Origin of the sequence: Bacteroides sp. 51 (genome assembly GCF_010500965.1) — a bacterium.
In the GTDB taxonomy this organism is placed as follows: domain Bacteria; phylum Bacteroidota; class Bacteroidia; order Bacteroidales; family Bacteroidaceae; genus Bacteroides.
The window spans coordinates 225,113-240,074 of the sequence record NZ_QVMI01000004.1 but is presented as its reverse complement, the minus strand read 5'-3'; the positions used below and the strand labels follow the sequence as shown (position 1 = coordinate 240,074).

The window sequence follows — 14,962 nt, the reverse complement described above, 5'->3', positions numbered from 1 at the left end:
AGAATGAACCTACAGCCTCACCCCAACCCTCTCCAAAGGAGAGGGAGAAAAAGCATACGGCATCGGGCTCCCTCTCCTTTGGGGAGGGTTGGGGTGGGGCTGTTTATTCTTCTACTCATTCTTTATCTATTCTGCCTTCCCCGGCAACTTTTTAATGTACCCTATTCTACCGTAGTTGCCGATAAGAGCGGTCAGCTCTTAGGTGCCCGTATTGCAGAAGACGGGCAATGGCGTTTTCCTGCCAAAGGAGAAGTGCCCGATAAACTAAAGCAATGTATCATTGCCTTTGAAGATAAATCCTTTTATTGGCATTGGGGTGTAGATCCTTTGGCTATTGCCAGGGCTACTAAACAGAATCTTTCAATAGGAAAAGTGGTAAGCGGTGGGAGTACTATTACCATGCAGGTTATCCGGCTATCGCGTAATAAACCCCGTACTTTCAAAGAAAAGTTTATCGAAATTATTCTTGCTACCCGTTTGGAATTCAGGTGCTCCAAAGAGGAGATCCTAATGTTATACGCTTCTCACGCTCCCTTCGGAGGCAATGTTGTAGGACTGGAAGCGGCTTCCTGGCGTTATTTTGGTCATGCTTCCCAGGAGCTATCCTGGGCAGAAGCAGCAACACTGGCTGTTCTTCCCAATTCACCTTCCATGATCCATCTTTCTAAAAGTCGTGATGCTTTGCAGAAGAAACGCGATCGCTTACTGAAACGTTTATTTGAAAAGGAAATCATTGATGCCACTACTTATGAACTGGCGTTAAGTGAAATGCTTCCGGATGAACCGCTACCTTTGCCCCGTATTGCTCCACATTTAGTAGAGCAGTTTTATGGAACGCGAAAAGGCGAATACAGTATTTCTACCATCGATAAAGGTATACAGACCCAGGTTGAAGCTTTACTAGATCGTTGGAATAATGAATTTGTGCAAAGTGATATAAAGAATTTGGCGGCATTGGTTATTGATGTGCAAACCAACGAGGTATTGGCTTATTGTGGAAATGTGAAATTCAATGAGGGGCGATCCGGCAATCAGGTAGATATTATTCATTCTCCCCGAAGTACCGGAAGTATTTTGAAACCTTTCCTCTATTATGGTATGTTGCAGGATGGTGACCTGTTACCCCATACATTACTTCCTGATATTCCGATGAATATCAACGGTTTTGCTCCTCAGAACTTTAACCAGCAGTTTGAAGGTGCTGTACCGGCATCGGAAGCTATAGCCCGCTCGTTGAATATACCGAGTGTGTTTATGCTGCGCGAATATGGCGTTCCCAAATTCCATGATCTTCTTAAGCAAACCGGGTTAACTACTTTGAATCATTCTTCCTCTCATTACGGTTTGTCCTTAATTCTCGGTGGGGCAGAGGGTACTTTGTGGGATATAACTATGGGCTACACCCGTATGGCTCGTTCCCTTTCCGGTTTAACAAAAGATGATGTATTTCGACCGGGTGCTGTGTGGCAAACATTTGATGCCATCAAAGAAGTAAACCGCCCGGAAGAAATTGATTGGCGTATCATTCCTTCTATGCAAACGGTAGCCTGGAAAACGGGTACAAGTTATGGTTTCCGTGATGCCTGGGCAGTAGGAGTAACTGCTCGTTTTGTGGTAGGCGTATGGGTGGGCAATGCAACCGGCGAAGGAAAACCCGGATTAGTTGGTGCACGTACGGCTGGCCCGGTTATGTTTGATATCTTTAATATGTTGCCTTCTTCCAAATGGTTTGATATTCCATATCCGGAATTTATTGAAGCTGAAGTATGCAAAAGGTCCGGGCACCTAAAAGGGCGCTTTTGTGAAGAAACCGATACGATATTTGTTCTCCCTGCGGGGATGAAAACCACTTCCTGTCCTTATCATCATATAGTCAACCTGTCTGCTGATGGTAAATTCAGAGTGTACGAGGATTGCATGAATAGTGAACCTGCAGTGCAAAAAACATGGTTTACTCTTCCTCCTGTTTGGGAGTGGTATTATAAACAGTATCATCCGGAGTATAGTCCTTTACCACCGTTTAAGCCAGGCTGCGGTCAGGATTCCCGTTCGCCTATGCAGTTTATTTATCCTCAGATGAATGCACATGTCTACCTTCCAAAACAATTGGACGGCAGTCCGGGGGCGATTACCTTCGAGTTAGTACATAGTAATCGTAAAGCAACGGTATTTTGGCATTTAGATGAAGAGTATGTTACTTCTACGGAAGATTTTCATAAGGTTTCGATGATACCTTCACCCGGGAAACATTCAATAACGGTAGTGGATGACGAAGGGAATACGTTATCGGTTACGGTGTTTGTAGAGTGAATTAGATTATATTAATCTTAGATTATCAGGATTCCTTCGAGCATCTTCAAGTGATATAATAATTATATACTTTTCAGCTATTGTATAATATAAAATATTTAACGGTGTGATTACACATTTTCGTAATCTAGGTTCAGAGTTATCTATACAGAAAGAATATGGGTTATTAATTATAATCCTTAGACAACGGTCTATTTGAGATATGAATTTCTCCTGAACGATTGCGTTCCAATGAATAAAAAGATAATCGGCAGTTTCGGCTATCCTTTGATATGCCTCATCGATAACTATTAATTTGAACATGATGGTTTAGCGATTGCGTTGTTTTAACTTTTCCAGAAATTCCTCCATTTCCAGAAATTCTCCTCTTTCATATTGTTCCATACCAATCCTGAAATCTTCCAGAACATATTCAGGAATAGGTCTATCAGCAAGAGAGTAACTTTTCTTATATACAGGCGATGGTTCATTCAGCATATTTTCCTGTAGTTCTTCTTTTTCTTCTTCCGAGTATCTATTGTCCATTATATTTTGTTTTTGTTTCCGCAAAGTTAAATAAATAATCCAATAAATATAAAATCCCCCTAAGTCTTTTACTCTTAGGAGGATTCTATTTCATCGGCATCGAAACCTGGGTGCGGCACCTTGCCGCTATAGCGGTACGTATTCTACAAATGCCTCCATGGCTTCGTACGATGCTAATCCTAAACTGTCATACAGTGCTGCGGTTGCTCTGTTACGGTCTTCCGAACGTTGCCAGAACAGGCGTTCGTCGTTTCCGAGGAATGGTGCACTCTCCATCTGCGATTGATGCTTAAGGATGGAGTTGCGTTTTGCACGAAGTTCTTCCGGACTGATAGGCACAGCCATCTCGATATTTTCGATTTCCCATTCTGCCCATGCTCCACGATACATCCAGATGCGACAATCTTTGAGCCATTTGGCACCCTCCTCTTTCTCTATATCAATAGCAGCAAATACAGCATCCGTACACACTTTGTGTGTTCCATGTGGATCGGCCAAATCGCCGGCTACGAATATCTGATGAGGCTTCACTTCACGAATCAGTTTGAGAATGATTTCCACATCTGCTTCGCTGATCGGATTCTTCTGGATTTTACCGGTCTCATAGAACGGCATATCCAGGAAGTGGCAACGGGTAAGCGGTATATTGTTGAATGTACAAGCTATACGGGCCTCTCCACGACGAATCAAACCTTTCAGAGTCAATATATCGCGCGAATCCATATCTCCCTCTTTCTTCTCTTTCAGGAACTTACGGATTTCCGAATACTTCTCGTTGATAATTGCATTCTCACCATTATCAAACAGCTGGTTAAATCCATTGATAAAGTGCAGGAAGCGTATTACCTCTTCATCACCTACGGCAATATTACCCGAAGTCTGATATGCCACATGTACTTCATGTTTCTGCTCAACCAAACGGCGAAGTGTTCCTCCCATGGAGATTACATCATCATCCGGGTGAGGGGAGAAGATGATCACGCGTTTTGGATATGGTTTTGCACGTTCCGGACGATGAGTATCATCCGCATTTGGTTTTCCTCCCGGCCATCCGGTGATGGTATGTTGGAAGTCGTTGAATATCTTGATATTCACATTGTATGCAGAACCATAAAGCGCCAATAACTCACTCAGCCCGTTTTCGTTATAATCCTTATTTGTTAGTTTGAGGATGGGTTTTTTAACGATAGAACATAGCCAAACGATAGCGCTACGTATCAACTTGTCGTTCCAGTCACATGATGTAACCAACCAAGGGCGCTGTATACGAGTCAGATTTGATGCTGATGATAAGTCTACATAGATGCGTGCATGGTTGTGTGTTTGTAGATATGATGCCGGAATGGTATCGGTAACATTACCTTCCACACATTCTTTAATCATTTTAGCCTTATTTTCGCCCCATGCCATCAGGTAAATGCGCTTAGCCGAAAGAATAGTAGAAATACCCATGGTAATGGAACTTACCGGGGTGCTCTCTATATTTCCAAACGTATGTGCGGCATCATTTCGTGAATCTGTATCCAACAGAATCAACCGGGTAACTGAGTTTATGCGCGATCCGGGTTCGTTGAATGCAATATTACCTACCCGTCCGATTCCAAGTAGTGCTGCATCGATCCCTCCAAAACTCTCGATGCGTTGCTCATACAGGCGGCAATATTCAATGATGGCATCTTTGGCGATAGTACCATCCGGGCTGAAAATATTCTGTTTATCAATATCCACATGATCCAGTAACATCTCTTTCAGTGAGTTGAGGTTACTGTTAATGGCATCCGGTGCCAGAGGATAGTATTCGTATAAGTTAAATACTACCACATTGCGAAAGCTGAGCTTTTCCTCTTTATGCATACGAACGAGTTCGCTGTATACATTTCGGGGCGAGTTACCGCCGGCTAGCGCCAATATACAAAAACGTCCGTCTCTTTGTTTGTTGCGGATAGCCTGTGCAATTTCTTCAGCAATGTGTTTTGAGCCTTCCTCCCCAGACTCATAGATTTCAGTAGGAATTTTCTCGAATCGGGTCAAAGCCGATAGCTCAAATGCATTCTCAGGGCGGTAGTATCTGGGGGACACCCTATTGAGACTGATTTGAGAAGTTAAGTTCGTTTTCATAATTCTCTTTTTAGATTATATCAATTAAAGTCGTCAACTGTTTTATGAACGACAAAGATACAAAAGAAGTTTAGCATGAAAACTACCTATTAATTGGTATTGTTGCAAAAGAAATATGGTTTTAACATTTGTTTTGAGATGTATGTATGCTTTTAATGCGCAAAGGCTGCCTTTTCTCCGAAGAGTAAGACAGCCTACCACTATTGCACAACCATGTGGATGATTAAAAAGGTGATGATGTGTGCATCTTTAATTTCCGGTACACTTTACGGGTATACTTTGAATTGTATTATAGAGTAAGGTTAGAAATACAATAGCTACAAATATCGTTCTAATGAAAGAGATTTGTACTACGGGAAACCGTAGTTTTGGTGCTAATCTACTTTTTACTGCGCTTACGCCGGAATACAAACCATACCACAAAAGGCAATGATATGATAAGAACGGCAGTCAGATGCTTTCGCAGGTTTTTCCTGAAACGCGCATCTGAGTTTTCTTTATCAGGGGTTTGTTCTTCTGAAAAGAAGCTAGTTAATATCTGCTTTTTCTCACTAATAGCCTCTTTTTGGGCAGTCAGTGCCTTTTGTCTATATTCCGATACCTTTTCCGGTTCCTGCTCTTTTTCATAGCATGCAGCAAGGTTTTCGTATACTTCATAATTCTCGGCTTCGAGCAGGAAATGTCGGGGATTGTTGATATATTGGTCTACATAAAGCTCATAAAGTACAATGGCCTGTTTGTATTGTTCAGACTTCATATATGTATTTCCTTTATGTTTTAAATAAGGTCCTAACGGAAGAATTTCGCTTGCGTTTTCAGTCAACTTATATGCTTTTTCCAGATATTCTGAACAGGCATGCGGAGTTCCATATAAATCAAAAAGTATGGCTGTCTGGATATAATTGTTGTAAAGTGCCTGACGATCATCCATGAACCACTTGCGGTATTCGGATAATTCTTTTGTCCCGATTGTCAGGATATCTATATTCGTTATTTTGCCTCCGGCTAACTGTTCCTGTTCATAGCTTTTGCACCTCAACGCAATGTGGGTATTGAATATACTTTCAAGGGGAACGAAAGCTTGGATATCAAGGCATAGTTGCATGGCTTGATTGTTGTAGTGCAATGCAAAATCATATTTATCACAAGATGCATATAATAGAGCGATCTGGTTCAGGATAAGGCTTTGAAGCATAGCGTTCTTACCTGTTTCATCGTTTGTTTTAAGCGCATTATTAAAGTGGATCATAGCCGGGAGATACTCTTTCTTTTTGCAACATAGAAGTCCCTTGTTAAACAGAACTTTAGTAGTGAAATCTGAGTCCTTGATAGCCAAACTGCCGATAACCTGCTTTTCGGATAGATTTATATAATACTCAGCAGAGTCCAGTTGATTTAGATATATATACGATTTCCCGAGGTTCAGGAATAAGATACCATTATCCTTTCTTTCTTCGGGCACTTCTTTTGACCATTCCAGAGCATCGGTAAAAAGAATGTGTGCGGTAGGAGCATGACCAACAGATAAATATCCATGCCCAAGGCTTGACATAGCTTTTATTTGTAGGGGGATGTTGTTTGCTTCTGTGTAGAGTAGAGAAGCATTTGTATAATTTTCAATGTATTCTTCCCAGCCCATGATGAATAATCCGGCTTCGGCAAGATGCGAGTAAGCGTTACCCTGTTCTAGTTCATTCTTTTCTTTCTTTGCTCTTTCCAGAGCAGTAGCCGAGTATTTAATGAATAGGTTGGGGTAATTATATGGCTTGTTGGTTTGGTATTTTCTTTGGTTATAATAATCGGCTACTTTATTCCAATTCGAGGCTGAGTTTGTTTGCTCGGCCAGTCTGATCAGGTCTTTTATGTCGGTAGCAGTAGAATAGGATGAAAATGTGAACAATAATATAAAGAAAATGATTGGAGAGTGCTTTTTCATCATATCATATTTATAGTATAATGTTGTCTAGCTTTGAATTTCAAACTTATCTGCATCCAGCCATACCGGAAATTTCTGCCGGAAAGCATTCAGCTGATCTAAACTCAAGTCCATTGTAATAATATCTTCCTGGTCGTCTGTTGCCATTGCAATGGCTTTTCCTTTGGGCGAATAGATGGCACTTCCTCCGTTGTAGTTAAGCTTATTGCCATCTGTTCCTACCCGGTTTGCTCCACATACATAGGTCATGTTTTCTATGGCGCGGGCAGCCAGTAGCGTATCCCATACCAGGCGGCGGGCGGTAGGCCAGTTGGCTACGTAGATAAGTAGATCGTATTCGTTTTGAACATTCCTGCTCCATACCGGGAAACGCAATTCATAACATACCAAGAGGCAGATGTTCCATCCCTGATAGGGGATGATGATCTTCTTATCGCCGGCGGAGAAATATTCTTCTTCATGCCCCATGCGGAACAGGTGCTTCTTGTCGTAATAAAATGCTTCGCTATTGGGGGTGAGAAAGAATGCACGGTTATAGTAATGCCCGTTGTCATAAGCGATGTAGCTTCCGACTAAGGCTATTCCATATGCTACTGCTAAGGAACGTAAGGTAGTAATTGTATATCCATCTACAGGTTCGGCCAGCTCTTTGCTTCGCATGGTGAATCCGGTCGAAAACATTTCCGGTAGTATGGCAATGTCTGTTTTGCCACGTAACTCTTCCAGTTTATTGCGGAGCCGGTTCAGGTTATCCTCTTTGTTTTCCCATATTATGTCTGTCTGTAGAATGGATATCCTCATATTGCGAAATTCTCGGGGTGTCTTCCTTTGAAAGCCTGGAAGTAGAGTTTAATCTCCTGCATATCCTTATCTATATCTCCTGAGGGGAATATGGATTTCCCTTTGGTGATTGTTTTCTTGCTGTAATCTATACCAATAAGCACAATAGGCACCTGTGCTTTCTGGGCGATGTGGTAAAAGCCTTTCTTCCAGTTCGGATTTGCTTTGCGCGTGCCTTCGGGAGTGATAGCCAGGTGGAATTTTTTCCTTTTGTTGAATATGGCTACCATTTGGTCTACTAACGAAGTCTTACGACTACGGTCTACCGGTATTCCGCCTGCGGCTTTAAAGAAAAGGCCCAATGGAAAGAAGAACCACTCTTTTTTCATCATAAAGCTTGTTTTTCCACCCGTTGCACCGTAGAATAATTTTCCGATAAAAAGGTCCAGGTTAGAAGTATGAGGGGCGGCACAGATTACGCATTTATCATAATCGGGAACGGTAACTACTGCTTTCCACCCCAGAATCTTAGTATATATGAAATTGTATATGGCTTGTTTAATCTTCATTCTAATTTAATTTCGTGATAGCATCAACAATTTCATCTACTTTCGCATTGAAGTCGCTGCGGAACTTTTTATAGAATCCTTTTACGTTTCCTGGTTCTGTGTGACTGATGCGGCTGATGAACTCGTCTTGCATAACAAGTATCTGAGTCAAGATCTCGTCTGCTTTTTCCTTGTTTGCCTTACTAGTCATGCCGCTTAACAGGCATTCTGCGAATAGTTCTCCTGCAATATAATTTACGTTTTTCTTAAGTTCTCTTCTACTTGCCATGATGTTTGGTTTTAAGTGATTAATAGGTTAGAGTTGCTTCAAAAATAACTAAAGTTAAATGGAATGCAAACTCAAATCGGGGGTAAAGATACAACTTTCGAGGAATGAGTGTGTCATATCTGTGGTAAAAATCTACAAAATGTGGAATAACTCCACAACTCGCTTTATTAACAATTGTGCTATAATTCCGCCGGATTGTCTGCTATTTCGGGAGTTTTAGTGAATAATTCTTAATTACCATATAGAAATCTTATGAAAACTTATCTTTATTCTTTTAGGATTGTTAATTGTTAGTAGACTTCAAGAGTTAAAACCGTTAATTTTATAAATAGGCATGAAACTAGTTTTCCCAAAAGGTGATATCAGGATTAATAAGAAAAGAGCAGCTATTGCTATTGTATTGTTGGCTGCTTTAATAGGAATATACATTTATGTGTCTCGTCCGCGTAAGGCAGCGCCGGAGTTACCGGTTGTTATGGTAGAACGGGTGCTTAATGAAGATGTAGAGATTTTCGGCGAATATGTAGGGCGTATCCGTGCCCAGCAGTTTGTGGAAATCCGTGCGCGGGTAGAAGGTTATTTGCAGAAAATGCATTTTGCCGAGGGTACCTATGTTAATAAGAATCAGCTTTTGTTTGTTATCGACCAGGATCAATATAAAGCGAAAGCCGATAAAGCCAAAGCGCAATTGAATAAAGATAAAGCCCAGGCGTTGAAAGCCGAAAGGGATCTGGAGCGAATCCGTCCTTTGTTTGAGCAGAATGCAGCCAGTCAGCTGGACCTGGATAATGCTGTTGCTGCTTATGAAACGGCTGTGGCCTCTGTTTCGATGAGCGAAGCCGATCTTCGTCAGGCGGAAATGGAACTGGGGTATACTACGGTTCGCTCTCCGCTGGCCGGGCATATCAGTGAACGTAATGTGGATTTAGGTACGTTGGTTGGCCCGAGTAGTGGTAAATCATTGTTGGCTACGGTTGTAAAGAGCGATACGGTGCTGATTGATTTCAGTATGACTGCCCTTGATTATTTGAAGAGTAAGGAACGGAATGTTACGATTGGACAGCAGGATACTGCGCGCTCCTGGCAGCCTAGTGTGACTATTACGCTGGCGGATGGCCGTGTTTATCCGTCGGAAGGTATTGTTGATTTTGCCGATCCGAAGGTAGATCCCGAAACCGGGACGTTCTCGGTGCGTGCCGAGATGCCTAACCCTGAGCATGTACTTCTGCCGGGGCAATTTACTAAGGTGAAGATGCTTCTTGATGTACGTGAGAAGGCGGTGGTTGTTCCTGCTAAGGCGGTTATTATAGAGAAAGGTGGAGCTAATGTGTTTGTTATGCGGAAAGATTCTACCGCAGAAAAGCGCTTTATTGAACTGGGTCCTGAGTTTGGCAACAATATGGTTGTTGAAAGAGGCTTGCTCGCGGGAGAGAATATCATAGTGGAAGGGTATCATAAGTTGACTCCCGGGGCGAAGGTGAGAACGGTGGAGTAGTTTTGAGTTATGAGTTTTGAGTTTTGAGTTGCGATTCAAAACTTACTACCCAAAACCTATTGCTCATAACCCATAACCCATAACCCATTACTCACTACTCATAACTCATAACTCTTAACTCAAAACTCATAACTCAAATGAATGTAAACTTTTTCATAGACAGACCTGTCTTTTCGATCGTAATATCCGTACTGATCGTACTGGTGGGGATCATCGGCTTACAGATGCTCCCTGTGGATCAGTACCCCCAAATAACGCCTCCTGTGGTAAAGATTGGTGCCTCTTATCCCGGTGCCAGTGCGTTGACGGTGTCGCAGGCGGTGGCAACTCCTATTGAGCAACAAATTAATGGTACTCCGGGCATGATATATATGGAGTCCACCAGTTCTAATTCGGGAGGTTTCTCGGCTACGGTAACCTTTGATATTTCTACGGATGTGGATTTAGCCGCAGTTGAAATCCAGAACCGTATCAAGTTGGCCGAGTCTAGTCTGCCGGCGGAGGTGGTACAGAACGGGCTTACCGTTGAAAAGCAAGCACCGGGGCAGTTGCTCACCATTGCTTTGACTTCCAACGACCCGAAGTTTGATGAAATCTACCTGAGCAACTTTGCTACGATCAATATACTCGACGTTATCCGCCGTATCCCCGGCGTAGGTCGTGTGTCGAATGTGGGAAGCCGTTATTACGCCATGCAGATTTGGGCGCAGCCCGATAAACTGGCCAGCTTTGGACTAACAGTTCAGGATTTGCAGAATGCCTTGAAGGATCAGAACCGTGAATCGGCAGCCGGTGAGTTGGGTAAACAGCCCGTTCAGGAGTTGGATATTACGATTCCTATTACTACCCAGGGGCGTTTATCGACCGTGAGTGAGTTTGAGGAAATCGTGGTTCGTGCCAATGAAAACGGCTCGGTTATCCGTTTGCGCGATGTAGCCCGTATATCGTTGGAGGCTTCTTCTTACAATACGGAGAGTGGAATGGATGGTGGAAACGCTGCTATTCTACGAATATTTCTGCTTCCGGGAGCGAATGCGCTTGAGGTTGCCACGAATGTGAAAGACGCCATGCAGTCTATCAGTAAGGATTTCCCCGAGGGGTTGAACTATGAGATACCTTTCGATATGACTACCTATATTTCGGAGTCTATCCACGAGGTGTATAAAACCTTGTTCGAGGCTTTGTTTCTGGTTATTGTCGTGGTGTTTCTGTCTTTGCAAAGCTGGCGTGCCACGCTGATTCCGGTCATCGCCGTGCCTATTTCTTTGATTGGTACTTTCGGCTTTATGCTTATTTTCGGTTTCTCGCTGAACTTGCTTACGCTTTTAGGTCTGGTGTTGGCTATCGGTATTGTAGTGGATGACGCCATTGTGGTGGTCGAGAATGTGGAGCGCATCATGGAAGAAGAGAAACTGGGTGCTTATGAAGCCACGAAAAAAGCAATGAAAGGTCTTTCCAGTGCGCTGATTGCTACTTCGTTGGTGTTGGCAGCGGTGTTTGTTCCGGTAAGTTTCCTTCCCGGAATCACCGGACAGTTGTATCGTCAGTTTACGATAACGATTGTGGTATCTGTGTTGATTTCTACAGTTGTAGCGTTAACCCTTAGTCCGGTGATGTGTTCGTTGATTCTGAAACGTAGTACAGGTAAAAAGAATATCGTTTTCCGTAGAATTAATTATTGGCTGAATCTGGGCAATAACAAATATGTAAAGCAGGTTAATAGGGTAGTCAAGCACCCTAAGCGGGTATTATCTACGTTTGGGCTGATGTTGGTTATCATCTTTATTGTGAATAAGATTATTCCGACGAGCTTCCTTCCGGCCGAAGACCAGGGTTACTTTACCGTAGAGTTGGAACTGCCCGAGGGTGCAACCCTGGAACGGACCCGTGTGGTAACGGAGCGCGCCATGGCTTATCTGGAGCAGAATCCTGATATAGATTATGTGTTGAATGTAATCGGCAGCAGCCCCCGTATCGGAAGTAATCAGGCGCGCTCCGAGCTTACCGTAATCTTAAAGCCGTGGAACGAACGTGAAAGTTCTTCTATTGACGAGATTATGGATGATATCCGGAAGGAGTTAAGCCAATATCCGGAATCGAAGGTTTATATAACTACGCCCCCTGTTATTCCCGGACTCGGTTCTTCCGGTGGATTTGAAATGCAGCTGGAAGCCCGTGGCGATGCTACCTTTGACAATCTGGTTGAGGCTGTAGACACCTTGATGTATTATGCTTCGCAGCGCAAGGAACTTGCTGGTTTATCTTCTTCGCTTCAGGCGGAGATTCCACAACTTTATTTTGACGTGGATCGTGACCGTGCCAAGATGTTGGGCGTGCCGATGGCGGATATATTCTCTACCATGAAAGCCTACACCGGTTCGGTATACGTAAATGACTTTAATATGTTTAACCGTGTATATAAGGTGTATATCCAGGCTGAGGCTCCCTATCGTGAACACAAAGAGAATATCAACCTCTTCTATGTGAAGGCGGCAAACGGTTCGATGATACCGCTGACTTCTTTGGGAAGTTCATCTTATACCACCGGCCCCGGTAGCATTAAGCGATTTAATATGTTTACAGCATCCGTGATTCGTGGCGGGGCTGCCCAAGGGTACAGCTCGGGACAGGCGATGCAGATCATGGAAGACCTGGTACGTGAACATCTGCCCGAAAACATTGTCGTAGAATGGAGCGGTTTATCCTATCAGGAAAAGCAGGCCGGGGGACAAACGGGCATGGTCTTGGCACTTGTGTTCTTGTTCGTGTTCCTCTTCCTGGCGGCACAATATGAAAGCTGGATGGTGCCTATATCCATCTTGTTGTCCTTGCCAGTAGCGGCGCTGGGTGCGTATCTGGGTGTGTGGGCGTGCGGATTGGAGAACGATGTGTATTTCCAGATCGGATTGGTGATGCTGATGGGTATGGCGGCCAAGAATGCAATCCTGATCGTAGAGTTTGCCAAAGAGCAGGCGGATAGGGGAGTAGACTTGGTGAAATCGGCCGTTCATGCGGCACAGCTTCGTTTCCGTCCGATCCTGATGACCTCGCTGGCGTTCATTCTGGGTATGTTGCCGATGGTTATTGCCAGCGGACCGGGCTCGGCCAGCCGTCAGGCTATCGGTACGGGGATATTCTTCGGGATGATATTTGCCGTTGTGTTTGGTATCGTGTTGGTTCCGTTCTTCTTTGTTCTGGTATATAATGCAGCCACAACGTGCCGTAACGCTATTTATAAATATAAACCGATGAAATTGGGTTTCAGGAAATTGAAAACGAAATAGAAATACAGCCTCACCCCGGCCCTCTCCAAAGGAGAGGGGGAAAGGGGGTACAGTTAACGCGCGAATAGCGCAGCCATCCCCCTCTCCTTTGGAGAGGGCCGGGGTGAGGCTATAAATTACAATTATGAAACAAAAGATTACCTATATATCAGCCTTCCTTTGTTGTGCCCTGTTTCTGGGCACGGCATTTACTTCGTGCAAAATCGGGCATAGCTATACACGCCCCGCTATGGAGCTGCCGGATAGCATTTGGACCAAACAAAGCTATTTAAGCATTGCCGACCTGAAATGGTGGGAAATGTACACCGATGGTCCCCTGCGGAACCTCATCGAGAGAACCCTGGAACACAACAAAGACCTGAAAATAGCCGCTGCCCGGGTAAAGGAAATGGCGGCTCAGAAGCGAATAAGCGTAGCGGGATTGCTCCCTCAGGCGGGTGCCGATATCTCCGGCAACCGTGAGTTTGAGAATGACGGGGGAGATAATTCAGTACAAACCAACACTTTTGAAGGTAAACTCGTACTGTCGTGGGAGTTGGACCTTTGGGGCAAGCTTCGTTGGGGCAAGGATGCTGCCGTAGCCGAATACCTGCAATCGGTAGAGGCGCAGCGGGCTTTGCGAATGACGATTATTGCCGAGGTAGCTCAGGCGTATTACGAACTGGTGGCGCTGGACAATGAGTTGTCCATCGTCAGACAAACCCTGAAAGCCCGTGAAGAAGGCGTCCGGATTGCCCGCCTGCGCTTTCATGGCGGATTAACCAATGAAACGGCCTATCAACAGGCGCAGCTCGAAGTGGCCCGTACGGCGACTTTGGTTCCCGACCTGGAACGGAAAATTGCATTGAAGGAAAATGATATTGCTTTCCTGGCGGGAGAATTTCCCAATCAGGTAGAAAGAAGCCATCTGTTGCAGGAATTCAACTATGCAACGATGTTGCCGGTGGGATTATCTTCTGATTTATTGGAACGCCGTCCCGATATCCGCCAGGCAGAGCAAGGACTGATTGCCGCTAATGCCATGGTGGGCGTATCGTACACCAACATGTTTCCAAAACTGTCATTAACCGGGCAGTACGGACTGGAAAGTTCCGAGTTGTCCAGCTTCCTGAAATCTCCTTACGCCTTTATTGAAGGGGCTTTGCTGGCACCTGTATTTTCCGCCGGGAAGAATCGTGCCCAGTGGAAGGCGCAGAAGGCTGTTTACGAACAATCTTATTATGGTTACGAAAAGGCGGTATTGAATGCCTTCCGCGAAGTGCAGAATTCAATCGTCAGTTATAATAAGGTACGCGAGATGTGCGAGTTGCAAGGCCGGTTGGAACGCTCGGCAAAAAGTCACGTAGATATGGCACAACTGCAATACATCAATGGGGTGACCAATTATCTGGATGTGCTTGATGCACAGCGTGGCTCTTTCGATGCGCAGATAGCCTTGAGCAATGCCATTCGCGACGAACTGATCACCGTAGTGCAACTTTATAAAGCACTGGGCGGCGGCTGGTAACCGGCAACCGGCAAGATGCCGGCACCAAGGCCGGGAGAAACCGTGGAACTTTTCTGTAAACATATGGAAGATATTTGCTAAACTTCAAGCAAAGTTTTCAGATAAAAGCTTTATGCATTTTCCGACACCCGGGTGTCAGGCCCTTTCACACCCGGGTGTCAGGTTGCTTC

General features: G+C 44.3%; 11 protein-coding genes. 4 read left to right on the top strand and 7 right to left on the bottom strand.

Annotated elements, in window-relative coordinates:
- Positions 1–3 precede the first annotated feature (3 nt).
- Positions 4–2,310: a penicillin-binding protein 1C gene (gene pbpC, locus D0T87_RS05680; RefSeq protein ID WP_163173676.1), complete on the top strand. Its 2,307-nt coding sequence runs from the start codon at positions 4–6 to the stop codon at positions 2,308–2,310.
- A gap of 6 nt (positions 2,311–2,316) precedes the next feature.
- Here pbpC and D0T87_RS25050 read toward each other — a convergent pair whose 3' ends face one another.
- The 7 genes from D0T87_RS25050 to D0T87_RS05645 all read right to left on the bottom strand — a co-directional run bounded on the left by D0T87_RS25050 (position 2,317) and on the right by D0T87_RS05645 (position 8,506).
- Positions 2,317–2,613, bottom strand: coding sequence for a type II toxin-antitoxin system RelE/ParE family toxin (locus tag D0T87_RS25050; RefSeq protein WP_163173674.1), 297 nt, complete (start codon positions 2,611–2,613; stop codon positions 2,317–2,319).
- A 6-nt stretch (positions 2,614–2,619) separates the two neighbouring features.
- Entirely contained in the window at positions 2,620–2,835 is a 216-nt protein-coding gene (locus tag D0T87_RS05670) for a hypothetical protein (protein WP_163173672.1), read from the bottom strand.
- 126 nt (positions 2,836–2,961) lie between these two features.
- A complete protein-coding gene (locus D0T87_RS05665) occupies positions 2,962–4,953 on the bottom strand; it encodes a glucosamine-6-phosphate deaminase (protein ID WP_163173670.1) in 1,992 nt (663 codons plus the stop codon).
- Positions 4,954–5,332: 379 nt separating this feature from the next.
- Positions 5,333–6,892 carry a hypothetical protein gene (locus D0T87_RS05660; RefSeq protein WP_163173668.1) on the bottom strand — a complete coding sequence of 520 codons (1,560 nt, stop codon included), beginning with the start codon at positions 6,890–6,892 and terminating at the stop codon, positions 5,333–5,335.
- Between the two features lie 24 nt (positions 6,893–6,916).
- Complete coding sequence (locus D0T87_RS05655) at positions 6,917–7,690, bottom strand: amidohydrolase (RefSeq protein WP_163173666.1); 774 nt, start codon at positions 7,688–7,690, stop codon at positions 6,917–6,919.
- Positions 7,687–8,232: a lysophospholipid acyltransferase family protein gene (locus D0T87_RS05650; RefSeq protein ID WP_163173783.1), complete on the bottom strand. Its 546-nt coding sequence runs from the start codon at positions 8,230–8,232 to the stop codon at positions 7,687–7,689. The genes D0T87_RS05655 and D0T87_RS05650 overlap by 4 nt, the downstream gene beginning before the upstream one ends.
- A gap of 7 nt (positions 8,233–8,239) precedes the next feature.
- A complete protein-coding gene (locus D0T87_RS05645) occupies positions 8,240–8,506 on the bottom strand; it encodes a hypothetical protein (RefSeq protein ID WP_163173664.1) in 267 nt (88 codons plus the stop codon).
- Positions 8,507–8,840: 334 nt separating this feature from the next.
- Here D0T87_RS05645 and D0T87_RS05640 point away from each other — a divergent pair, with 334 nt between their 5' ends.
- The 3 genes from D0T87_RS05640 (at position 8,841) to D0T87_RS05630 (ending at position 14,792) form a co-directional block, all read left to right on the top strand.
- Positions 8,841–10,001: an efflux RND transporter periplasmic adaptor subunit gene (locus D0T87_RS05640; RefSeq protein WP_163173662.1), complete on the top strand. Its 1,161-nt coding sequence runs from the start codon at positions 8,841–8,843 to the stop codon at positions 9,999–10,001.
- 137 nt (positions 10,002–10,138) lie between these two features.
- Complete coding sequence (locus tag D0T87_RS05635) at positions 10,139–13,285, top strand: efflux RND transporter permease subunit (RefSeq protein ID WP_163173660.1); 3,147 nt, start codon at positions 10,139–10,141, stop codon at positions 13,283–13,285.
- A 124-nt stretch (positions 13,286–13,409) separates the two neighbouring features.
- Positions 13,410–14,792: an efflux transporter outer membrane subunit gene (locus D0T87_RS05630; RefSeq protein WP_163173658.1), complete on the top strand. Its 1,383-nt coding sequence runs from the start codon at positions 13,410–13,412 to the stop codon at positions 14,790–14,792.
- Positions 14,793–14,962 lie beyond the last annotated feature (170 nt).

Bases quoted from the DNA above. Each gene is read 5' to 3' on its own strand.
- D0T87_RS05665 (WP_163173670.1), bottom strand. From the start codon at position 4,953: ATGAAAACGAACTTAACTTCTCAAATCAGTCTCAATAGGGTGTCCCCC.
- D0T87_RS05645 (WP_163173664.1), bottom strand. From the start codon at position 8,506: ATGGCAAGTAGAAGAGAACTTAAGAAAAACGTAAATTATATTGCAGGA.
- D0T87_RS05655 (WP_163173666.1), bottom strand. From the start codon at position 7,690: ATGAGGATATCCATTCTACAGACAGACATAATATGGGAAAACAAAGAG.
- D0T87_RS05635 (WP_163173660.1), top strand. From the start codon at position 10,139: ATGAATGTAAACTTTTTCATAGACAGACCTGTCTTTTCGATCGTAATA.
- D0T87_RS05630 (WP_163173658.1), top strand. From the start codon at position 13,410: ATGAAACAAAAGATTACCTATATATCAGCCTTCCTTTGTTGTGCCCTG.
- D0T87_RS05660 (WP_163173668.1), bottom strand. From the start codon at position 6,892: ATGATGAAAAAGCACTCTCCAATCATTTTCTTTATATTATTGTTCACA.
- pbpC (WP_163173676.1), top strand. From the start codon at position 4: ATGAACCTACAGCCTCACCCCAACCCTCTCCAAAGGAGAGGGAGAAAA.
- D0T87_RS25050 (WP_163173674.1), bottom strand. From the start codon at position 2,613: ATGTTCAAATTAATAGTTATCGATGAGGCATATCAAAGGATAGCCGAA.
- D0T87_RS05640 (WP_163173662.1), top strand. From the start codon at position 8,841: ATGAAACTAGTTTTCCCAAAAGGTGATATCAGGATTAATAAGAAAAGA.
- D0T87_RS05670 (WP_163173672.1), bottom strand. From the start codon at position 2,835: ATGGACAATAGATACTCGGAAGAAGAAAAAGAAGAACTACAGGAAAAT.